This window comes from Acinetobacter sp. CAU_H_S139_7 (assembly GCF_058599305.1).
Genome location: NZ_CM178651.1, coordinates 2,693,785 through 2,717,678, shown reverse-complemented (window position 1 = coordinate 2,717,678; position 23,894 = coordinate 2,693,785). Strand labels below are relative to the sequence as shown.

The window sequence follows — 23,894 nt, the reverse complement described above, 5'->3', positions numbered from 1 at the left end:
AAGCATTAAGCTTAAAGCTTAGTCGAAAAAAGGGGAGCGTAAAGCTCCCTTTTTTTGTTGTCGAATTTTTATCGCTGCTGTTTTTGTTGTATTTGGCAATTACATCGACCTAAATTAAGTGTTAAATTTTCGCTCCATAAACGAGAGCAAAGACAAGAAAGGACTTTTTTATGTCTGCGAAACAACTTGATCAAGTCGCTCAGGCAACAAAAACAGCTTTTGTATTTCCTGGTCAGGGTTCACAAAAGGTTGGCATGTTGGCTGAATTGGCAGAACAATTTGCCAGTGTTGAAGCAACATTTGCAGAAGCCTCTAAAGCGGTTGGATTCGATTTGTGGCACATTGCACAATCTGGTGAAGGTTTAGACCAAACTGAATTTACCCAACCGGTATTGTTAACTGCCAGCATTGCTTTGTGGCGTGTATGGTTAGAACTTGGTGGTGTTGCACCAAAGTATTTGGCGGGACACTCACTTGGTGAATACAGTGCGTTGGTTGCAGCAGGAAGCCTAAGCTTAGGCGATGCAGTCAAGCTGGTAAACTTGCGTGGTAAGTTAATGCAAAGTGCTGTACCTCAAGGTAAGGGTGCAATGGCAGCAATCTTAGGTTTAGATGATGCGCAAGTTGTTGCTTTATGCCAACAAGTTTCGAGTCAAGCTGAAGGTTCAGTTGAAGCGGCTAACTACAATGCTCAGGGTCAAGTGGTGATTGCTGGTGAAAAGGCAGCAGTTGAAGCAGTCATGGCTTTAGCCAAAGAAAACAGCGGCAAAGCGATTGCACTCCCAGTTTCTGTTCCATCGCATTGTTCATTGATGAAGCCTGCTGCAGAACAGTTCGCAGAAGCTTTGGAACAAACTGCCATTGAGCTGCCTAGCATACCTGTAATACAAAATGTGGGCGCGGAAATTGCTACAGATGTAGCACAAGTCCGCCAAGCACTTACCGCTCAGTTATATGAGTCTGTACAGTGGACCAAAACCATGCAGTTTATTCAGGATCAAGGGATCCAATATGTTGCAGAGTGTGGTCCAGGCAATGTTTTGGCAAACTTGGCAAAACGTCTACCTAATATTGAAAAAGCATTTCCACTCGATAGTAAATCGCGCTTGGAAGATGCACTCAATGCCATTTTAGTGGCTGAAGGAAAAATTGCATGACACAGGAACGCAAAATTGCACTCGTGACAGGTGCAAGTCGAGGGATTGGTGCTGCCATCGCTCAGCAACTTATTCAAGACGGTTATTTTGTTGTGGGTACTGCGACATCTGAGTCAGGTGCAGAAAAACTTGCTGTAAGCTTCGGTGAACACGGTGCAGGTAAAGTACTCGATGTTCGTGATGGTGCTGCCATTGATGCGCTTGTAACTGACATTGAACAAAACTATGGCCCTGTGTTGGTTTTGGTGAACAATGCTGGAATTACCAAAGATAATTTGTTACTTCGTATGTCAGAAGATGACTGGGATGACATTTTAAATATCCATTTAAAAGCAGTTTACCGTTTGTCGAAACGCGTTTTAAAGGGTATGACCAAAGCGCGTTTTGGACGAATTATTAATATTAGTTCTGTGGTTGCGCATTTTGCCAACCCAGGTCAGGCCAACTATTCAGCCGCGAAAGCTGGTATTGAAGCATTTAGCCGTAGCCTTGCAAAAGAAATGGGCAGCCGTCAAATCACTGTAAACTCAGTGGCGCCTGGTTTTATTGCAACAGAAATGACTGAGCAATTAAGCGAAGACATCCGTAAAAAAATGAGCGATCAAGTGGCCTTGAACCGTCTAGGTGATCCACAAGATATTGCAAATGCGGTGAGCTTCTTGGCATCAGACAAAGCAAATTACATTACTGGTACGGTAATGCATGTAAATGGTGGTCTATACATGAGCTAATTGGCTGATGGATAAACTTTCAAAATTTTAAAGATTCAATTAAACTAACGGCATTAAAAACGCCACAAGCAATGAGGAGAATTCCTGTGAGCGATATCGAACAACGCATCAAGCAAGCAGTTGCAGAACAACTTGGTCTTAAGGCTGAAGAAATCAAAAACGAAGCATCTTTCATGGATGACTTAGGTGCTGACTCTTTAGACCTTGTTGAGCTTGTTATGTCTTTCGAAAACGACTTTGACATCACAATCCCAGATGAAGATTCTAACGAAATCACAACTGTACAATCTGCGATTGACTATGTTTCTAAGAAACTAGGTTAATACATATTGTTTCAGCTTTGCTGAATGGAAAAGCCACCCGATAAGGGTGGCTTTTTTTATGCTATTTAAAAGGTGAAACATTGCATTCAAATATTTAAGTTTATTTTGCAACTTACAAAGTTTTACTCTAAATGGACTATTCGCTACCAAATTTGCTGTCTTTATTCGGTATAAAAAAGAGTGTCTCATTTTTGAGCACTGAATATAACAACATTGATATAACAAGATGGAGCATACACATGGGTCTTTTTGATTTTGTTAAAGGCATTGGTAAGAAAAACACAGCAGCAGCCGAGCCTCAAGCCGTACCAACTACGCCGACAGAGCCATCCGCTCAAGAAATTGCCAACAAGTTATTGGGTCATATCAAAGCATTGGGCTTACCTGTGACAGGACTTTCAGTCAGCTATAATTCCACCACGGATTTGGCAACCATAAAAGGGCAGGTCCAGACCCAAGCCGATAAAGAGAAGATTGTTTTAGCTGTCGGTAATATTGACCATGTGGCTCAAGTCGATGATCAACTGACTGTGGCTAGCCCTGAACCTGAAAGTAAATTTTACACGGTTAAATCAGGTGATAATCTATCGAAAATTTCCAAAGCATTTTATGGTGATGCCAACCAATACAATAAAATTTTTGAGGCCAACCGTCCGTTGTTGAAAGATGCAGATGATATTTTCCCAGGCCAAGTGCTGCGTATTCCTGCTTAAGTCCAAAGGTTTAAGAAAAGGCGCATGAGGCGCCTTTTTTATTTGAGAGTGGAATGTTGATCGAGTGCTTAGCGACTTGCTTTCACAACAGCATGCTGACTGAGCATACCTAAGGTAATTTTTTTTACTTCATCTCGACTTTGTTGAATGTGAGCGCTGATCTTTTCAACGGCAAGCTCCGTCTGTTGCTGTGCTATATAATTCAAAATGGCTTGATGCTCAGCATAGGTGGCTTCAATTCGATCCATTTTTGAAAAATCGAGGCGACGAATAATGCGAATTTTTTCACTGACTTCTTGGTGAATTTTGATCATTTCTTGATTGCCAATGGCACGAACCAATGCACAGTGAAAATCTTCATCAATTTTCGCCATGGCTTTTAAACTTGACAGATACTGCTCAGGTGCAACCATCCAAATTTTGTGTAGGTGTTTTATTTCCTTCGATGGCTGAGATGCACTGCTGCATAACTTTCGAATTGCGTACTGCTCAATCATGATGCGTAGCTCATACAGCTCATCGTAGTATTGCAAGTTCAACGGACGGACAGTCCAGCCACTACGAAATGCCACCTCTACATAGCCTTCTTGTTGCAATCGATATAGCGCCTGCCGCGCAGGCGTGCGGCTGACCTGATAGTTCAAGGCGATTTCGGATTCTGTAAAACGTTCACCCGGCATCAATTTGAAATCAAAAATATCGTTTTTTATTTGCTGGTAAACCAGTTCAGACAAATTGTCTGAACTTGAACCTGCACGTGTCATATTGGGCATGTGTTATTCCATATAAACCAAAGGCTCACCGCTATGAACGGTTTGTCCAGCCCGACAAATAATGGCTTTGACAGTACCATCATCCGCAGCGTACACCGGTAATTCCATTTTCATGGCTTCAATGATAGCAATGGTCTCCCCTTTTTTCACAATCTGACCTTGTTCCACTAATATTTTCCAAATATTACCGGTCATCGAAGCATGTAGCGCTGCATAGGCGCTGTAGTCGGTCTCATCAGGTATTTCTGCAATCAGATGTTCTTGATGATCAATACTTTCTTTCCATAAGCCGACTTCAGCGCTAAAAGCGTGTTGTTGCTGTGCTCTAAACTCGGCAATGCTGTCTTTTTCATCTTCAAGCAGTTGTAAATACGCTGCATAGTCAAATTCAGTGTCTTCAATTTGAATTTGCGCTTGACCATTTTCAAAGTCGGCACGCCATTGCTCTAACTCTGACTCTGATACGGGGAAGTATTTGATTTGATCAAAGAAGTTTAAGAACCATTCTTTGTCACCAAACTGTTTGTTCTTTTTAAATTTATTCCAAATGGGGAGGGTGCGCCCGACTAGTTGGTAGCCTCCCGGAGAGTCCATGCCGTAGATACACATATACATGCCGCCAATGCCTACGGTACCTTCAGCGGTAAAAGTACGTGCAGGGTTGTATTTTGAGCTTAAGAGACGATGGCGTGGGTCAATCGGCACTGCACATGGGGCGGTGAGATAAACATCACCAAGGCCTAAAATGAGGTAATTGGCATTGAAAATAATTTCTTTGACTTGCTCTCGGCTGTCTAAACCATTTATGCGTTGAATAAAATCGACATTGTTTGGTAGCCAAGGTGCTTTGGCACAGACACTTTCTTGATAGCGTTCAACAGCACCTAAAGTTGCACTGTCTTCAAATGCCATTGGGAGATGAATGATCCGTGAAGGGATCTTAATTTGGCTTAAATCTCCCATTTGCTGTTCAAGCTTGAGTAGAAATTCGATCAATTGATGCTGTGGAAGCGTGAGTCCATCGTATTTGATTTGCAGCGAACGTACACCAGGCGACAGTTCCAATATGCCTTTAATATTGGCTGCGCGAATGAGTTGCATGAGCTGATGAACGCGTAAGCGTAGCGCCAAGTCTAAAACGTTGTCACCGTACTCCAGTAGAATATAGCTGTCACCCGCTTGGCGGTATACCGTGCGTGGGGACACATCAGTTGCCTCTAAGCTGGCAAGAATTGCGAATGGTGGAATGTCACTGCTTGGTGGCTCAGAATTAAGTGCTGCGTGGGCAAAGTTTTCGATCCGTTCAATTTGTTGTTGTTCTAAGGCATTGGCTTGTTCAACAGTTAAAGGATAAAAGCTGATTTTATCATCGGCTTTAAGCTGACCCACTTTCCAAAGTTCAGCTTTGGCAATGGTTACAGGGCAAACGAAGCCCCCCAGGCTTGGCCCATCTTTGGCGAGAATGACAGGAAAGTCGCCTGTGAAGTTAATTGCACCAATGGCATATTCACAGTCATGGACATTCGATGGGTGAAGTCCTGCCTCACCGCCATTTTCACGTGCCCAGCTTGGTGTTGGCCCTGACAGTCGGATGCCTAGACGGTTGGAGTTAAAGTGTACGGTCCATTCAGATGCAAAAAACTCTTCAATATATTCGGGTTTAAAGAAGTCAGGTGCACCATGTGGTCCATACAGCACCCCAATTTTCCACTCTTTGCCATAGCTTGGAATCAGTGCAGGAGATAGAGCTTGTGGTTCTTGCGGGGCTAAAGGGGTGTCGCTATTTGGATGGGCTGTATTGACGAGTTTGATCATGTCACCTGCACGAAGCACACGTCCTGCATGCCCGCCAAAGTTACCTAAAGCAAAAGTAGAACGACTGCCCAAATATAGGGGGACATCGAGCCCATGACGCACTGCTAAATAGCTACGACAACCAGACTCGACCTGTCCTAAGCTGAGTACTTGACCTGCGCAAATGTGAATCGGTTGCCAAAAGTCCACGGGCTTATCGTCGAGTTGCGCAGGGCATGGTGCACCTGTCAGTGCAATCACAGTGTCTTGGTGGAACTTGAGACTTGGGCCTTGCAGGGTGAACTCGAAACCTGCTGCGCTAGCATCATTCCCCACAATTTGATTGGCCAATTGAAAAGCATAGTCATCCATAGGACCCGATGGTGGTACACCAATATCCCAATAGCCAACACGTCCTGGAAAGTCCTGAATTGAGCTTTGCGTGCCAGCTTGGAGTACTTCAATCACATTCGGTACGTAGTCAAAGTCGTCTAGCAAACGCGTCCAGATTTGCATTTGTGCAAAGCGTTCATCAGAGATCACGCTATGTGCATAGTCTAAATTGGTGCTGATGCCATTTAAACGAGTTTGAGAGAGTACATTTTTTAGTTGCTCAATGGCTTGTGCACGGGTGTCCGCATGTACGATGATTTTGGCAATCATCGGGTCAAAATATTGCGAAATTTCTGTTCCTGTTGAAACCCATGTATCAACACGACAATTGTCTGGAAATACAACTTCGGTCAGTACACCCGGGCTAGGTTGGAAGTTTTTAACTGGATCTTCTGCATAAATACGCACTTCAATCGCCGCACCTTGCGGTTGGATGTTGCTAAGTGCCGTCCAATCCAGTGCATCGCCCGCAGCAACTTTAAGCATGCATTCAATCAGGTCTAAACCCGTCACCATCTCAGTGACAGGATGTTCCACTTGTAGTCGGGTATTGACCTCAAGGAAGTAAAATTCATCGCGTGCAGCATCATAAATAAATTCGACCGTACCTGCGCTGCGGTAATTGACAGATTTGCCGAGTTCAACTGCTGCTTGGTGTAGTTTTTGACGTGTGGCTTCGGGCAGATGAGCAGCAGGGGTTTCTTCCACAACCTTTTGGTTACGACGTTGCAATGAACAGTCGCGTTCGCCTAATGCAACCACTTGACCTTGACCATCACCAAAAATCTGAACTTCGACATGACGCGCACGGTCAATAAAACGTTCTAAAAATACGCCCGAATCTTTAAAAAATTGTGCACCTAAACGTTTGACGCTTTCATAAGCTTCAACTAAGGCTTGTTCATTATCACAGCGGGTAAGACCAATGCCACCGCCGCCTGCGGTGCTTTTCAGCATGATGGGGTAACCAATCTCTGTAGCCGCAGAAATTGCCTCATCTAAGCTTTCAAGTAAGCCTGTACCCGGTGTCATAGGCACCTGTGCAGCGGCAGCTAGTTCACGTGCACGGTGTTTTAAACCAAACTCTAAAATTTGTGTCGCGGTTGGCCCCATAAAGGCAATATTATTTTTCTCACAAGCCTCTGCAAATTCAGCACTTTCTGATAAAAAGCCATAGCCGGGGAAAATAGCTTCAGCCCCCGTTTTTTGAGCGGCTTGAATCAATTTTTCAATGCTTAAATAAGTGTCGGATGGTTTTAAGCCGTCTAGAGCAATGGCAATGTCCGCGTCTTTGACATGTTGTGCGTAACGATCACTGTCTGAATATACCGCTACACTGGTCATCCCCAGTTTTTTTAAAGTGCGAATTGCACGTACGGCAATTTCGCCACGGTTTGCAATCAATACAGTTTTAAACATTTTATAATTCCTAAATTTGACTAAGCTTGTTCTACTTTTGAATTGTTACGGTGCTGGATATAGGTGCGCCAACCGCCAAAGTGACTGATGTTTTCGGCATCGTTTAAGCCATAAGGTTCACAAATGAAACCTTTCACCCATCGACCGTCTGCCAGTTCGACATTGCCCATGCCCAGTGGTGTCGGAATCTCTGCGACAAATTCGCCAAAGCGAGCGGTCGGTACATCCCACAGTTCAACAATGATCTGCTGACCGTGTTCATCGACTCGGGCTAGACCGGGTTTAGGCGGGATCGCGCCATTCAGGGCAAACAGGGCATAGTGCTCAGCGGTATGCGTGGTTTCCACAAGCACAGCATCACGGGTGAGCAATTGGAAGTTCAGCGGCATTCCAGTCAGGTGTGCCCCAACCACCGCAACACGGATATGATGTGGAGAGACTGAGTTCTGTAGCTTTGGAATGGGTGCATAGCGGTCTAAAGCCCCCAGCTTTAAGTTCAAATGCATCTGCCAAATTTTTCCGAATTCAATCAGAGCTTGGTCATACCATGCAGGTGCAATTAGGCTGATGCCGAAAGGTAAACCGTCAGTGCGGAAACCTGCGGGCAGGGCGAGAGCACTTAAATCGGCGAGGTTAGTAAAATTGGTATAAGTCCCAAACTCAGAGTTCAGGCTAATCGGTGACTGTTCCATTTCCGCAAGGGTATGAATGGTTGGGGAGGTGGGAACAATCAATGCATCAAATTGGGCCAAAGTGTCTTGAATTTTTCGGCTTAAGTCTTGCTTTAAGTACTCCGCGTTATAGGCATCAATTGCACTAAAATCATGACCTTTTTGAATGATTGCACGCACTGTCGGATCGAAAACCTCAGGCTGCTGCGCCAACAACTCGGCAACCGCCGCTGTACGTTCTGCCACCCATGAGCCTTGATAGAGTTGGGCTGCCAACTGTTCAAACGCTGAAAAATCAATTTCAGTAATTTCAGCACCGAGAACTTTTAACTGTTCTACAGCCAGTTGGAAGGCATATTTAGCTTGGTCATCTCCAAAGAATTCCAGTTTTTGGGGAATAGCAAAATGTGGCTTAGTCGAGAGTTTCACAGGTGCAGTCTTTGGATGCTGGCGTGAATAGCTATCTAGCGCATCGTAGTGTTCTACCATTTGGGCAATGGTGTCGGCGTCTGTTACCGTTAAAGCAAAAATCGAAATACAGTCCAAACTTTTACAGGCTGGGAGTAGACCACGATTTGAAAAACGACCTTTGGTGGGTTTTAGTCCAATAATATTGTTAAATGCAGCAGGAACACGGCCAGAGCCTGCAGTATCTGTTCCGAGTGCAAAGGGCACCAAGCCACGAGCAACAACACTGGCTGAACCAGAGCTAGAGCCACCACTGACATAGTCAGCATTAAACGTGTTACTGACTGCACCAAAGGGAGAGCGTGTCCCTACGAGACCAGTTGCGAATTGGTCTAAATTGGTTTTTCCCACAACTATTGCCCCTGCATTTTTAAGCAGGCGAATGGTTTCTGCATCTTGTGTAGCAACAGTTGTCAGGGCCTTGCATGCGGCCGTGGTGACAAAACTAGCAACGTCGATGTTATCTTTAACTGCAAACGGAATACCGTATAAAGGTAATTCTTTGCTGAGGTCTGTGGCTTGATCTGCTTTTTGCTTTAAGACTTCAATTTGTTGGGAAAGTATTTCTGTTGTAGCAATTGAAATCCATGCATGATCAGGTTGTGGTAATTGCGCTACATAGTCGATTAAATCTTCAAGATGAATATCTTGGTTAAGATAAGCGGTTTGCCATTCTTGAAGTGTCCAGCCAATGCATTTGTTCTGACTCATTTTTTTGCATTCCAACTTGTATACATGATGGAATACAAAAATGCAGAATCTATGCCAATCTAATCAATTTGATTTATCTTTGGTTATAATTGTTATAAATCATTGGTTGAGACTGTAAATTTGGTTTAATTGAGTGGTTCTAAGTGTTTTTAGAGTTGCACCAAAATAAGTGCATAGGGGAGCTAATGGTGCTTTTTATGATCAAGCCTTGGGTAGTTTGACGTTAAACTATTTAAAAATAGGGTTTAAATCATATACGTTTTTTATGTGAATTAAAGCCAAAAGAATTGAGGTTAAAACATATTATAAAATAGGATGATTCAAATAAAATATACACACTCAGTTTTTAATTTTTATGTATAAGTGAATGTATTTGAGCTATACCAAATCTGGAAAGTTGCAAGTTTTATTTAATTCGTGACCAATATAACCGTTGAAATTTGCAGAGATAATCAATAAATCATACGTATAACTTATAATATAAACTATTAGATCTCTTGCGAAAGTAAAAACCACCTCAATATAAATTTCATGAGATATCAGAAATTAAATCGTTTTTCAGATTCTGAATTCAAACGCTTGGTTGGCGTACCTCGACAAGTTTTTACTGAAATGGTAGAGGTTTTAGAAAAAGCAGAATCACTCAAAAAGAAATCAGGTCGTCCTCATACTTTAGATATAGAGGATCAGTTGTTATTAACTCTCAATTACTTACGGAACTACAGCACTCAACTGGAATTAGCGGCAAATTACCATATCGCTGAAAGTAATGTGAATCGAACCATTAAAAAGGTTGAAGATGCATTGATGAAATCAAGACGTTTTACTCTGCCAAAACGAAGCATTACCACAGCAGACGAACACTTTAACTGGGTCATTATTGATGCGACAGAATGTTCAATAGAACGTCCGAAAAAAAAATCAGAGTAAGTTCTACAGTGGTAAAAAGAAGAAACATACGCTAAAAGCACAAGTGATCTATCATCCGAACAGCAAACAAATCATAGGGCTAGATATATCGAATGGCAGTCAGCATGATATTAAATTGGCAAGAAAAACGGTTAAGAAATTCAAACATTGTGAATATGTTATGACCGATTTAGGGTACTACGGATTAGAGCAAGATGGCTTTAAATTATTGATGCCAATAAAGAAAAAGAAGAATTTACCCTTATTTGATGTTGAGAAAAGGTACAATAAAATGATTGGAAAAATACGAGTTGTGATCGAACACATTAATAGTCAATTGAAAACATTTAGAATATTAAGTGAACGCTATCGAAATAGACGGAAAAGATTCGGTTTACGCATTAACTTAATTGCTGCACTCGTAAACCGGATAAACTTGCAATAATGACTTTCGCAAGAGATCTATTATTTTTATCATTTTTCATTCAGCTTTTCTCATCTTTCCTGTGTAATTAATTCTATGCCATATATTGATATACATAAGCTGGCTGGATCCTAATTCAAATACTAAGATGTAAATATCAAGGTCTTTTTTTCGAATAATAATTGATGTACTTAACTTACATTTATCCTGCATAAGATGATGATCTAAACTCTCTGTCGGTAGCAGGTCAATTGCTTCTATTTGTAAGCTATTGGCGTGAATAGCTTACTTTATCTATGTGGGAGAGGCCTATATTATCCTGATAAGCAACAGCTTCAAGAATTGCGGGTTATGTAGAAGGCTGTAATTGTTAACGGGTTAAACGAAGTTTGAGTAAATTGCAAACCAGTTTGAAGAAAATAAAATTTTAATACTTCTATGGCGGATAAAGGAATGAATTGGGTTAAGCTGAATATGACTGGGATAATATCAAAACTAGAAAAATAGAAACTTACAGATGGATCGGTCATTTATTGAAAAAAAGGTTCTGAAATTTAAAAATTTTATTAAAGTTACAAAAAATTAAAGAAATTTTTTGAGACTTTTGTACAATCAGCCACAACTTAAAATTTAATAATAACGATGCCCAATAATATTTATGCTGCAATAGAGCAACTTGGACTTTGTGCACAAAAACGTGCCATTCATATTCAGTTCAGCAATACTTCGCTCAACGAACAAGTATTCCTTCAGCGCATAGATGGAACACATGAACTGAATGCAGGTATAGAGTTACAGCTCCTTTGCTTATCTACCTCCGCTCATATTCCGTTAAAGCAATTTATTGGTAGTCAGGTGGCTGTCGATATTGTCACTGATAAATCAGAACTCAATCGTATTTCAGGCATCATCACTAAGGCGGATGTGGGGGCAAGCGATGGCGCTTTAACCATATACCGTTTAACCGTGGAAGACCCGACAGCCTTATGGAAGCATCGACGTAACTCTAGAGTTTTCATGGCGAAGTCTGTTGTTGATGTGGTTCAAACCATTTTTGCCGAGTGGCAGCAACGTAGTCCCTTATTTGCTTCAAGTTTGATTTTGGATAAAAGTGGTTTAAGTAAAGAATATGATGTGCGCCCATTCATTATGCAAGCGAATGAATTGGATAGTGAATTTATTCAAAGGCTGCTCTCTTCAGAGGGGATTAACTGGCTTATTGATGAGTCTCAGCTCAAAGTGTCCAGTTCAAGTGAACCCATTCAGCCGCAAAAACTTAGACTGATTGATGACAACGCCCAATATCAAAGTTTAGAGCGCCAGAATATTCGCTTCCATCGTAGCAGTGCTGTAGAAAGCAGTGATTCGATTACAAATTTGGTCGGGCAGCGTTCTATACAACCAACATCTGTGCATATTCAGCATTGGCAAGCAAACACTTTAGAAGTAGAAGAAGGTGCGGGTTCAGTTCAAAGCAAACATAGTCATAGTGATAATCAAGACAACGCCAGTCTAGGTTTAGAGCAGGCGTGGCATTTTTCACCTGCATGGATACAAGACCTTAAAGGTGAAGATGGAACGACCAAATCAGGCAATAGTCAGATTGAAAAGTTTAATCAACATCTTGGTCACTATTACGACTTACAAGCCAAGCAATTTATGGCTACCTCGACCGTACGAGATGCACAAGTGGGTTACTGGTTTGAACTCAACGAACACCCTGAAATTGATCAGCATAGTGGTTCAGACAAAGAATTCTTAATCACATCTAAAAAATTCTATAATCAGAATAATTTACCTAAAGATTTGACCGATCAAATCACAGCTTTGCTGAAACAAACCAATTGGCAACAGGCTGAAATTACAACAAATAATAAAGACGAACGCCAAGCCAATCACCTTGTTTTACAACGACGTAATATCTGCATTGTTCCAGAGTACAATCCGCTGCGACAACGCCCTATTGCATCACCACAACGCGCGAAAGTGGTTGGACCAAGTGGTGAAGAAATTCACGTGGATGAATGGGGGCGTATTAAAGTCCGTTTCCTGTTCACGCGTAGTGAAGACAATACTCACGATGGCGGTGCAGGTTCAAATGACAATGACACAGATTCTGCTTGGGTTGATGTGCTCACACCTTGGGCAGGTGAAGGTTATGGTGCACGCTTCTTACCGCGTATTGGTGAAATCGTGGTTATCGACTTCTTTGATGGCAATATCGACAGACCCTTTGTCGTGGGGCGCATCCATGAAGCACAACGTCATCCAAGCAAGTTTGACAATACAGGCAAACTGCCTGATACGAAAAAACTGGCAGGGATTCGATCAAAAGAGTACCAAGGAGAGGGCTTCGGGCAACTACGCTTTGATGACACGACGGGTCAGATCAGTACCCAACTACAAAGCAGTCATGGTGCGACACAACTGAATTTAGGGAATCTGAGTCATCCTAAAGAAACGGACACAAGTGATGGACGAGGTGAAGGTTTTGAACTGCGTACTGACCAGTGGGGGGCCGTCCGTGCTGGGCAAGGCTTACTTGTTTCCACGTATAAACAAGATCAAGCCAAAGGTGAGCATCTAGATGCTGAAATTGCCAAGAAACAACTAGAAGATAGTCAGACGAACAGTAAAGCTTTAAGTGATATTGCTAAAAATCAACAAACCGATCCATTAGAAATACTGGATAATCTAAAAGAGTTTATTGAACAAATTGAACAAGAAAGTGAGGCGAAGGCAAAAGCATTTAAACAAGCTTTAATGATATTGACCTCCCCCCATTCGATTGCTCTGACTACAAATGAAGATGTTCACCTTTCAGCAGATGGTCAAATTGGTCATAGTGCAGGGGGCAGTATTAATTTTAGTACCCAAAAGAATTTACTTGCACATGCACAAAGTAAAATCAGTTTGTTTGCAGCACAGGACGGTGCGAAATTCTATGCAGGTAAAGGCAAAGTTGAAATACAGGCTCAAGCAGATGGGGCTGATTTGATAGCACGTAAAGGTGTACAGATCATTTCAACTGAAGATGCCATTTACATTACCAGCCCTAAAGAAATTAAATTAATCGCTGATGGTTCGGAACTTAAGATTAATAGTTCTGGAGTCTTTGCAACAACGAGTGGAAAGTTTGAGGTTAAGGCGGGGCAACATAAGTTTATGAGCGGGGGAGAGGTTTCACCTAATTTGCCCCAATTACCTAAACTAGAATTTGCTCAGTCACCTTACTCAGCGCAATATCAACTATTTAAAGCAGATGGTCGAAATTTTAAAGGATATAAGTACTTTATTTCTGATAATCAGAATAATTTAATGAAAGAAGGTATTACAGATGAGTACGGATTTACAGAGCAGGTTGTTACGGAAACTAGAGAAAGAATTATTGGATATAAATCGGTGATGAGAGAAAGCGAGCGATTGACTGAAAATTGGGAAGCAAAATTAGAAGAAAAATCAAAAAAACTAGAATCTGAGTTGGATGGAGAGTAACGATGCTTCCAGCTATTATTGTCGTTGTTAAATTGGCAGGTTATGCAATAACAGCATATGAAATATACCGTACAGCTTCTAATGCTTATGGTGAGGTGAAAAACTATCAGGACAACATTAAAAAGGCTAAAGAAGAAATTAAAAAAATCATGAAAAATCTTGGTCAAGAGATTTCAGATAAAATTGATAAGGAAAAAGAAAAGGTCTTACTAACGACATTAACTACTGGTGATAAGCAAAGTAACAATACCAAAGCTGCATCTGGGAGACCCCAGACAAAAAGTAATGTGATTACTGCTGCAATCAAACAAAAGACACCATTTCGTTCAATCATAAGTCAGGTTTGTGAAAAAGCAGAACAACTACCTATGATTCAGTTGAGAAAGCAGAAAGGGAAAAAGTTAAAGGATATAGTTCCTAAAAGTAAAGTGGATGTTGTTGCAAAGCTTCTAAAAATGAGTGCTCAAGAACTGGCAGGAGCAAATGTTGATGAATATATCATTGTGAGACTGAAACAACTTGCTGTAAATTTTATGTTTGAATTCATGGATGAAATTGTCAAATGGAAAAGTCCATTAAAAGCTGAAGTCTGTTTTGGTTATGATGTTAAAACGAAGAAGTACCTTGCACCTTTATTAGAGGGGAAAACACGAATCAAGCGTACAGGTTCTGATATCAATCCATTCTGGCCGATGCCCTATAAAGGAAAGAATACAATTGGTGCTGATATTATTATTCCTGAGTATCGTGGTGAACCTTTAACTCTGACCAATATTTTTGCATTAGTTGAAATCAAGTTTCAAGGTGATCGAATTGATGATAAGCAATTTAAGGCTTATGACGATTTAAAAAAGCAATGTGCTGCAGAAAAGAAAACCAGCAAGATAACGGCAAGTGAGGGCTTTAAGTTGTCACTGTTTCGTTATCCTGAAGATGTAAGTCCTAAGGATCAACCACAACAGCAACAGCCAAAGAAGTCAAAAGGAAAGGGTAAAATATAATGAATGACGAAGAGTTATTTTTAAGTCAAGATGAAGTGACTGACTATATAGCAGAGTTTAAAAAAGATAGTTATCACACTTATGGGTACGAACAAGAAGAGTTTGGCATTTGTCCCTACATCACATTTTATATTTACCATCAGGATAATGAAGTAGAGGAAATTGCCAATAAAATTATCAATATTTATGAAGATTTTGAAAATAAAATAATTGATAAGCCATTTAAGCGACGCTATCGGGATACAGGTGTCTGGAAAAATGCCAATAAATGGAAGCCTTCTCATAAAGAGTTAATCAATGAAATGCACCAAAGTTTTAAGAGGTATCCTGTATATTTTATAGCAGCAACTACAGGGAATTCTCCTAATCAAAGTGCCCGTTGGGTTTTCTGTGCTCAATTTTCAGATAACAATAATAGTAGGTATACGACATTAAAGCTGTCATTTGGTGAAAAATGGTATAGAGAACATAAGTCAAAATGGTATCAGTTTGTTCAACATTGTTTAATTAAACTTAATCCGATACAAGCTTATAGTGGCTATGAAATTGGAAATTCGACAAACTTTAATATTGTTTCGCCTGAGTTTGAAACAGCAGAACGTATTTTTAGTGATTACTTTTATGGGCTGGATATAGATCATCCTAATATGAATCACTCCCATGATGGTTTGGATGGCTTTATCTATACACCTTCATTAGCCGCAGGAATTCGCACCCCAACTTGGTGTTTTTTATTATCTCCCTATTGGATCGATAAATTAGGTTTAAGCGAGGAGAAAATCCGCTTAAAACTAGATGATCCACGGATAGAGATCACCAAATTGCTAGATGCAACAGATCCTGAAAAATTCAGTCTTTGGATTCAACTTGGGGAGCTGTCACTTTATCCTGTTGAAGAGGGTATTCCAGATTTATTGGTGAGGGCAAATGACCTGATAAAACCAATACGTTGTAATGACTTGAAGCTAACTACGTTAGATGCATGGGATGATGACCCTAATCCACGATTTGATATAGAAAGCTCTCCCCAATGGATTGCCCGTTTTGATAAAGACAGCAGTTGGCCTGAAGGCAAACGAGTCAATAAGGTTAGTAACCTATCATTGGAAGAAGAAAAACTTAAAGTGAAAGGTGGAGAGCCATGCCCACAAACAGGCTATTGGCAAACTCCAGCACGACCGGATTTACGACAGTATTTTGAAGAAGGTGATATTCTTCCAACCTTTTCAGAACTAGACTGGGGAGAGGTCTATTGGTATTGGGATGGTGAAAAATAATTTAATCATTTTAGAAAAGCCATCCTCTTTCGGATGGTTTTTTTACTTTTACCGAATGACATGCTGGAGCGTTAATAAATGTCCATACAAGTAAATGAGCAGACAATAGATTGGCAAAAGTGGTTAAGTTTAGAAATAAAAGACCCTGCTTTATTTAGAGATAATTTGCTTGAACAAAAAATGTATAGCAAAAGATTTGATACATTTGTGAATGGGATATATTCCGTAACGGATGGTTTTAGTAATTATAAAAATGAAAAAAAATATGGTGGCTATATTGCGGCAGGTCATCAGCGTTTAAACGATGTCTTAAATTTAATGTCTTTACAGTATTCGGCAGGCGGAAGTCTTGAGTTTTTAAAAGAAATATATCCATATCTACTTCATTGGACAGAAGAGTACGCAGAAGCAAGCCATTTATATAATTTAAGTCCTGATGCTGATGGACGATTTGTTTGGCATATTAGTTTGGGAACAGAAGACTATTGGTATATTGCTTTACGTCTGATTTGTTTTGGGCTGTTGACTGGCTATGCAGACCAGATGGATCGGATTATGCCAATCATTGACTATGTAGAAGCAACACCTGAAGGACAGGAAAAAGATGGATTAATTGAACGTTTAGTTGCTCCATTTGTTGCAGATCGTGGAACTCCACCAGATGAAGCAAGACGACATTTGCCTTATCGTAAGCTGATTAACGTGTTTAATGCTTCACCTGAACAGCGTCCAGCTTTAATGCTGCAATATTTAGAAGATTGGTATGAGGCGAGCCGCCGAGAGCCTTATTATGATCAGCATCCTCAAACTGATTTAAGATCAGGAAGAGGTTACTATGGCTATTGGTCATGGGAAGCAGCAGCGGTAACGTGGTTGCTGGATATAGATGATACGTCATATCGTGAACATCAGTTCTATCCAAAAGATTTGGTTGATTTTGCTCGAACACAGTCAAAAGTAGTTTTAGATGATCAACAATTAGAACGAATGAAAGTTAAGGGTGGAGAAGCCTGTATTAAAACAGGTTATTGGAGAACAACAGCACAACCAGATTCACGACAATACTTTAAACAAGGTGAGATTGTTCCTGCACTTATCGAGCTCGATTGGGGGGAAGTGTATTGGTATTGGAATGGTGAAAAATAATTTAATCATTTTATAAAAAACCATCCTTATTTGGATGGTTTTTTATAATGACTAAATTATCTAAAAAATATGGCGGAGTAAATTGCTCGATAAGATCACCATAGATAGATTATTTGTGGCTGGATGGATTTATGAGGCACAACGCAGTCCGACCAAAGCTGCCGATCTAGTTATTGCAGAATCTCGTTTGGAACCGATCTCAAAAACAAATCTTTTTGCGATTGTAGAAATCAAGTTTCAGGGGGATTCGATTAAAGATAAGCAGTTTAACCAATATGATCGATTATTAGAGGCGTGTAAAAAGGCAAAGGAGAAAAAGTATGGCAAACATAACAACTATTCGGGTAAGGGCGTACATGAAGGTGGCTATATTTCTTTGTTTCGATACCCTGAAGATATCGCCTTAGAAGAAGGTAAGAAAAAACCGAATGAAAAAACAGGAACCAAGAAGTCTGCTGGAGGTGGGCGATAATGAGTACGGTTGAACCTTTTGTAAGCGAAGCAGACCAAGCTGAATGGATTGAAAAGATTAAAGCAACGGATAAACTCTGGGTAATTGGTGACGAAGGGGGGGATGTATACGGTATTGGACCCTATGTTTCTTTTTATGTTTATCACTCAGCAGAAGAAGCCCCACAACTGATTAATAAGTTCATTGAAATCTTTAATGAGTTTAACCAAATCAAAAATGAAGAATGGATTTCTTTCAAACATCCTGTTAAAGATATATTTGTTAAATCTGAAAATGCTCAAATGTTATTGGCAGATTTAGAGCAAACTTGCCAAAAACAATATGCTAGAGATGATTTTTTATCATTTGCTGCAACAGCCTCAGATGATACAGAAATTAGCTCAGCAGTATGGGCATATTATTTTAGAGTAACGCCATATACTGATACATATAGTGTCTTAAAAATGAACTTTAGGTATGCTTGGTATATTGCAAGTCAGGATAATAAAGAGAAGTGGAATCAGTTTGTTGAACGTTGTATTGATAAATTAAAGCCTCGTCATACCTACAGTGGATTTGAGATAGCTCAAGCCGCGTCTTTGCATTTAGGTAGTTATGAAATTAACAGTTTAGAAAAGATTGTTACTCAAGCTTTCTATGGAGTTGATATTGATCATCCGAGTTTTAATGGCAGTAATACTCATGATGACCCTGATGGTTATATCAATGAACGAAAATTAGGCTCTGGCATTCGAACACCTGTCTGGAGCTTTTTACTGGATCCATATTGGATTACAAAATTAGATAAAACTGCCGAAGAGATCAAAGCTTACTTTAACCGCTTTAAAGAAGTTGAAATTAAGGAAATCGAGTATCCAGAAAATCAAACAGGATTATGGATTCGACTTGGGGAACTCTCCATGTATCCTGTTGAAGACGGTGTGCCTGTTTTGCCTGTTTATGCCAATGCTTTAATTAAGCCGATACGTTGTGATGAGCTGAAACTGGTCGGTTATGCACAATGGGATGATGATCCAAATGAGCATCTGAGTTACGAAGAGGGTATTGCATGGATGCGTCGTTTTGATGAAGACAGCAGTTGGCCTGAAGGAAAACGAATCAATAAGGTGAATGGATTATCGTTAGAGGAAGAGGCGCTCAAAGTGAAAGGTGGAGAGTCATGTCCACGAACTGGCTATTGGCAAACTCCAGCACGACCTGATTCACGACAATACTTTAAACAAGGTGATATTCTTCCAACCTTTTCAGAACTAGATTGGGGAGAGGTCTATTGGTATTGGGCGGGTAGAGAGTAGTTTGTTGATAGTTTAGGCAGTCTCTACAGAACGTTACCATTGAATAGTAACCAATTTTATAGACACCTTGAAGTTAGATAATGCAGTGCAGTAAGTCTAGCTACTCAATTGCGTGTTTATCATCAGGCAAAAGGATTAGCTCCTACTTATCGAGTACGAGTAGATGTAAGGGGTAACACTGCTAGGACACTACCTCCCAATGTTTTTGGATCACCTATTAAGTGAATGACTTCGAGATTAAGCTAAATGAATAATTCATCAATAACATTTGTTACTGGTTGTGCTATAAGCCAATCAAATTTTTATCTGACTTCTAATCTTGATAGCTTAGATACTTGGGATCTCTTTTCAAAAACATTCATATATAAACACCAATCTAATGAATGGGTAGGTATAGATTTAGATGGTTGGAAAGTTATTTCCGTAGCCTTTTTTGAAAATTCAGGGGTATCTTCTTTGCTTGCACTTGAGCAAGATGGTGACTTATGCATCTTTCAAGAAAATAAAAATCGACTACAAAAAATTCGCGAGATTGATGATTCCAAAATCCAAGGGCAATTCAATAGAATTAGAGTTATAGATAATTTGTTGTATGTTTGTGGCGATGGATCTCAAATTTATGTGAATCATAATGAGGATTGGAGAGCATTAGGAATAGGTTTTTCTGAAGAAGTATTAAATATTCCAAAAACAGATGAATTAAATATGGATTTGGAGTTGAGCTTTGATATTAATCTTTATGATATAAATGGATTTAATTCTAATGATATTTATATTTGTGGTATAAAAAAAATGAAGGTTTCATATCCCATTATAATGGATCATCTTGGAATGTTATTGAAAGAATAACTCCTTCCCCTTTATATGGAATTACAATATGCCCAGATAAAGAGAACATTATAATTTCAGGAGCGTATGGAACTTTAATAAAGGGTAATTTTAAAGATGGTTTTAAAAATCTAAAAAATATAAGTATCAACTCTACTTTCTATTCTACCGCTTACTATAAAGATAAGTTATATATTGCATCAGAAGATGGCCTATATATATATGCAGAAGGAATTTATCAATTAGTTGATGCCATTAAAGATATTAAAGGAATTACGTCTATAGAGGAAAAAGAAGGTATTCTATGGGTTCTTTCTTATAAAAAATTGATTCGATTCAATGGAGAAGTATGGGAGAGAATTACACATCCACTTAACGATCCTATTGATCATCAATTCACAAATAATGTTCGGGGTCGGGAGCATTGCCCTCAATCAGGCTATTGGTACACTACAGCAAAAAAAAATCAAGAAGATTTTTAATAAAGGTGACATTTTTCCTGATTTTGAAAGTGATTGGGGGGATGTGTACTGGCAGTTTGACGGTGAAGATTAATTGGAATCATTTGAGAAAAGCTATCCTCACTTGGATGGTTTTTTATAACGGCTAAATTATCTAATAAATATGGCGGAGTAAATTGCTTGATGAGATCACCATAGATAGATTATTTGTGGCTGGATGGATTTATGAGGCACAACGTAGCTCAACCAAATTTGATCAAGTCGGTAAGTTGCCTGATACCAAAAAACTCGTAGGGATCAAGTCCATAGAATACCAAGGCGAAGGTTTTAAATGGTCATCATTCCGTTATCTAGAAGATGTGAGTCCCAAGGATCAATCACAACAGCAGAAGCTAAAGAAGTCGAAAGGAAGTGGTACAAGACGATGAGTGATGCAATACATGATGATAAATTATTTTTAAGCGAAGAAGAAGTCGTTGACTATATAGCAGAATTTAAAAAAGATAGTGACCATATCTATGGCTATGAACAAGAAGAGTTTGGCATAGCTCCATATATTACTTTTTACATTTATCATCAGGATGATAAAGTGGAGGAGGTTGCTAATAAAGCAATTGACGTTTATGAAGATTTTGAAAATAAAATAATTGATAAGCCATTTAAGCGACGCTATCGGGATACAGGTGTCTGGAAAAATGCCAATAAATGGAAGCCTTCTCATAAAGAGTTAATCAATGAAATGCACCAAAGTTTTAAGAGGTATCCTGTATATTTTATAGCAGCAACTACAGGGAATTCTCCTAATCAAAGTGCCCGTTGGGTTTTCTGTGCTCAATTTTCAGATAACAATAATAGTAGGTATACGACATTAAAGCTGTCATTTGGTGAAAAATGGTATAGAGAACATAAGTCAAAATGGTATCAGTTTGTTCAACATTGTTTAATTAAACTTAATCCGATACAAGCTTATAGTGGCTATGAAATTGGAAATTCGACAAACTTTAATATTGTTTCGCCTGAGTTTGAAACAGCAGAACGTATTTTTAGTGATTACTTTTATGGGCTGGATATAGATCATCCTAATATGAATCACTCCCATGATGGTTTGGATGGCTTTATCTATACACCTTCATTAGCCGCAGGAATTCGCACCCCAACTTGGTGTTTTTTATTATCTCCCTATTGGATCGATAAATTAGGTTTAAGCGAGGAGAAAATCCGCTTAAAACTAGATGATCCACGGATAGAGATCACCAAATTGCTAGATGCAACAGATCCTGAAAAATTCAGTCTTTGGATTCAACTTGGGGAGCTGTCACTTTATCCTGTTGAAGAGGGTATTCCAGATTTATTGGTGAGGGCAAATGACCTGATAAAACCAATACGTTGTAATGACTTGAAGCTAACTACGTTAGATGCATGGGATGATGACCCTAATCCACGATTTGATATAGAAAGCTCTCCCCAATGGATTGCCCGTTTTGATAAAGACAGCAGTTGGCCTGAAGGGAAACGAGTCAGTAAGGTTAGCAACTTATCATTGGAAGAAGAAAAACTTAAAGTGAAAGGTGGAGAGTTATATCCACGGAATGGTTATTGGAAAACACCAGCACGACCTGATTTACGACAATATTTCAAACAAGGTGATATTCTTCCAACCTTTTCAGAACTAGATTGGGGAGAGGTCTATTGGTATTGGGATGGTGAAAAATAATTTAATCATTTTAGAAAAGCCATTTAAGTTTGGATGGTTTTTTACTTTTACTAAATGAAATGTTGCCGGAGTAAAAGAGTTGAATAACCAAATAAGTGATTTAAATATTGATTGGGAATAGTGATCTAATCAATATTTATTAGTTCATGAAAATTTTAGAGATAATTATTTAACAGAACTAGATTATAAGGAAAGTTTTGATGAATTTTTAAATGGCATTTATTCAATAACTGACGGTTTTCAAAAATATAAGAAAAATGCTAAATCCAGTAAAATGAGGCTGTTGGGCATCAAAGATTAAAAGATGCCTTAAATTTTATGTCATTGCAATATTCTTAAGGCGAGGATATTGCATTTATTTAAGAGCTTTCCCTATATCTTTTAAACTGGACAGAAGAATATGCCAAAATTCACAGTCAATATATGTGATGGGAACGATTTGGTCTTTGGATTTAAGTCATTGATGTGAGCTATAAGGAACTTAAGATGTTCCTTTTATATAAAATAAAGGCTCTCTAACCAAGGGTATGATTGTTCCAAAAGTAAACGAAAAAATTTAAAACAACCAATAATTTTACTGTCAGATATAGCAACGATGGAATAACTTTGATGATTAGATTACTGAATGAAAGTGATTGGAAAATACAAAAAAGAGAACCATATCAAAAATATAAAGATTATGAATATGTTATAAATCAAGCTTTAGAGTCCGTCCAAACAATTGGAGAGAGACTCAACGACAAAGAACTTTTAAAAGATAAACCGAAAGGTGCAATTTACCTATCATCTAATTATTTTTTTGAAGCTTCTTTGGAACTTATATTCTTTAGTTATTCGGCAGGTGTTTCTGCAAAGGGATTATCTGAATACTTTCCAAATGTTCTTTATGCTCTTAAACAAGCAGAATCTTGTCATTTAGACTTTCATCAAAGTAGCGAGTGTGATGGTCATTTAGTTCCACATTTAGAGTTAATTACGGATGAATATTGGGAAGCTCTACAGTTAGTCTGTTTTTCTATTTTGTTTGCTCAACCTGAACATTTGCCAACGATCATGGATATTTTGGCTTATGAAAATGACGAACAAGATGCCCTATTAGATAAGTTGGTATCACCTTGGTTACCAGAGCGAGATATTTCGAATATTTATTTAAGACAGTTGCCTTATCGAAAATTAGATAAAGTCTTTTCAGCCAAAGAAGAAGACAGACCAAAACTGATGTCACAGTATTTGGATGAATGGTATGGAGCCAGTAAACGAGAGCCTTATCATGATCGGCATAAGAGTAGTCAATTTCCAGGCTATTGGTCGCTTGAAGCAGCGGCAGTTACCGTTGTATTGAGAATAGATGATAGTAGTTATCGGGATAAACCTTATTATCCAAAAGACTTGGTTGATTATGCTCGAAGCCAATATACGCCTTTAGATCAACAAGGTAATGCTGAGGATGGTGACAAGCGTTTACGTTGTTTTGCAGGTGAAATATGCCCTCAATCTGGTGAATGGTATAGCCCAGCAAACAACATGGATAAACGTCATTTTAACCAAGGTGATGTGATGCCCGAGATTCCAAATAATGCTTGGGGTGAAACGATTTGGTATTTGGATTTAAGTCATTGATATGAATTTAAAGGAACTGATGAGGTTCCTTTTTTATAAAAATTTTCTGGCGTTTAGAGGGCTTTGTTGCACAAAGATTTGAAATGCAAAGCGCCCCTA

General features: G+C 39.3%; 18 protein-coding genes and 1 pseudogene. 16 read left to right on the top strand and 3 right to left on the bottom strand.

All coding sequences use genetic code 11. The features are described from left to right. Positions 1 to 170: 170 nt before the first annotated feature. From fabD to lysM, 4 genes are all read left to right on the top strand, one after another. Positions 171 to 1,157 (top strand): ACP S-malonyltransferase, encoded by a 987-nt coding sequence (gene fabD / locus AC4MC0_RS13275; RefSeq protein ID WP_062034056.1) that lies wholly within the window; start codon positions 171 to 173, stop codon positions 1,155 to 1,157. Continuing rightward, entirely contained in the window at positions 1,154 to 1,888 is a 735-nt protein-coding gene (fabG, locus tag AC4MC0_RS13270) for a 3-oxoacyl-ACP reductase FabG (RefSeq protein WP_062034057.1), read from the top strand. Before fabD ends, fabG begins: the two co-directional genes overlap by 4 nt. Positions 1,889 to 1,974: 86 nt before the next feature. Next, positions 1,975 to 2,211, top strand: a complete 237-nt coding sequence (gene acpP / locus AC4MC0_RS13265; protein WP_004695351.1) for an acyl carrier protein — start codon at positions 1,975 to 1,977, stop codon at positions 2,209 to 2,211. 239 nt (positions 2,212 to 2,450) lie between these two features. Then, entirely contained in the window at positions 2,451 to 2,924 is a 474-nt protein-coding gene (lysM, locus tag AC4MC0_RS13260; protein ID WP_126037668.1) for a peptidoglycan-binding protein LysM, read from the top strand. Positions 2,925 to 2,992: 68 nt separating this feature from the next. Here lysM and AC4MC0_RS13255 read toward each other — a convergent pair whose 3' ends face one another. The 3 genes from AC4MC0_RS13255 to atzF are packed head-to-tail and all read right to left on the bottom strand — an operon-like array spanning position 2,993 to position 9,153. After that, on the bottom strand, positions 2,993 to 3,697 hold the full coding sequence (locus tag AC4MC0_RS13255) for a GntR family transcriptional regulator (RefSeq protein ID WP_335999150.1): 705 nt from the start codon (positions 3,695 to 3,697) through the stop codon (positions 2,993 to 2,995). Between the two features lie 3 nt (positions 3,698 to 3,700). Next, entirely contained in the window at positions 3,701 to 7,303 is a 3,603-nt protein-coding gene (gene uca, locus AC4MC0_RS13250) for an urea carboxylase (protein ID WP_335999148.1), read from the bottom strand. Positions 7,304 to 7,323: 20 nt separating this feature from the next. Next, the gene (gene atzF, locus AC4MC0_RS13245) at positions 7,324 to 9,153 is read right to left on the bottom strand and encodes an allophanate hydrolase (protein ID WP_333641453.1); all 1,830 of its coding nucleotides are present in this window, start codon (positions 9,151 to 9,153) and stop codon (positions 7,324 to 7,326) included. 531 nt (positions 9,154 to 9,684) lie between these two features. On the opposite strand from atzF, the gene AC4MC0_RS13240 reads away from it, so the two are divergent. From AC4MC0_RS13240 to AC4MC0_RS13185, 12 genes and pseudogenes are all read left to right on the top strand, one after another. Next, positions 9,685 to 10,507, top strand: a protein-coding gene (locus AC4MC0_RS13240) for an IS5 family transposase (protein WP_087554504.1) whose coding sequence is annotated in 2 segments (ribosomal slippage) — positions 9,685 to 10,065 and positions 10,067 to 10,507 — 822 coding nt in all. Because the reading frame shifts where the segments join, the coding sequence is not laid out codon by codon here. A 621-nt stretch (positions 10,508 to 11,128) separates the two neighbouring features. Continuing rightward, a complete protein-coding gene (locus AC4MC0_RS13235) occupies positions 11,129 to 13,981 on the top strand; it encodes a type VI secretion system Vgr family protein (protein WP_336000829.1) in 2,853 nt (950 codons plus the stop codon). Between the two features lie 2 nt (positions 13,982 to 13,983). Next, on the top strand, positions 13,984 to 14,982 hold the full coding sequence (locus tag AC4MC0_RS13230) for a hypothetical protein (protein ID WP_078426824.1): 999 nt from the start codon (positions 13,984 to 13,986) through the stop codon (positions 14,980 to 14,982). After that, positions 14,982 to 16,259: a type VI immunity family protein gene (locus tag AC4MC0_RS13225; protein WP_491887127.1), complete on the top strand. Its 1,278-nt coding sequence runs from the start codon at positions 14,982 to 14,984 to the stop codon at positions 16,257 to 16,259. Before AC4MC0_RS13230 ends, AC4MC0_RS13225 begins: the two co-directional genes overlap by 1 nt. 78 nt (positions 16,260 to 16,337) lie before the next feature. Further along, a complete protein-coding gene (locus AC4MC0_RS13220) occupies positions 16,338 to 17,405 on the top strand; it encodes a PoNe immunity protein domain-containing protein (protein WP_491887126.1) in 1,068 nt (355 codons plus the stop codon). Positions 17,406 to 17,520: 115 nt separating this feature from the next. Then, a complete protein-coding gene (locus tag AC4MC0_RS13215) occupies positions 17,521 to 17,877 on the top strand; it encodes a hypothetical protein (RefSeq protein WP_491887125.1) in 357 nt (118 codons plus the stop codon). Continuing rightward, the gene (locus AC4MC0_RS13210; protein WP_491882345.1) at positions 17,877 to 19,172 is read left to right on the top strand and encodes a type VI immunity family protein; all 1,296 of its coding nucleotides are present in this window, start codon (positions 17,877 to 17,879) and stop codon (positions 19,170 to 19,172) included. The genes AC4MC0_RS13215 and AC4MC0_RS13210 overlap by 1 nt, the downstream gene beginning before the upstream one ends. A 246-nt stretch (positions 19,173 to 19,418) precedes the next feature. Continuing rightward, positions 19,419 to 20,021 (top strand): hypothetical protein, encoded by a 603-nt coding sequence (locus tag AC4MC0_RS13205; protein ID WP_491887124.1) that lies wholly within the window; start codon positions 19,419 to 19,421, stop codon positions 20,019 to 20,021. Continuing rightward, complete coding sequence (locus tag AC4MC0_RS13200) at positions 19,949 to 20,482, top strand: hypothetical protein (protein WP_491882347.1); 534 nt, start codon at positions 19,949 to 19,951, stop codon at positions 20,480 to 20,482. Before AC4MC0_RS13205 ends, AC4MC0_RS13200 begins: the two co-directional genes overlap by 73 nt. A 173-nt stretch (positions 20,483 to 20,655) precedes the next feature. After that, positions 20,656 to 20,805 (top strand): annotated as a pseudogene (locus AC4MC0_RS13195) (hypothetical protein); the annotation flags it as partial. 92 nt (positions 20,806 to 20,897) lie between these two features. Next, complete coding sequence (locus tag AC4MC0_RS13190; RefSeq protein WP_491887517.1) at positions 20,898 to 22,175, top strand: type VI immunity family protein; 1,278 nt, start codon at positions 20,898 to 20,900, stop codon at positions 22,173 to 22,175. 612 nt (positions 22,176 to 22,787) lie between these two features. Further along, complete coding sequence (locus AC4MC0_RS13185; protein ID WP_336000834.1) at positions 22,788 to 23,795, top strand: PoNe immunity protein domain-containing protein; 1,008 nt, start codon at positions 22,788 to 22,790, stop codon at positions 23,793 to 23,795. Positions 23,796 to 23,894 lie beyond the last annotated feature (99 nt).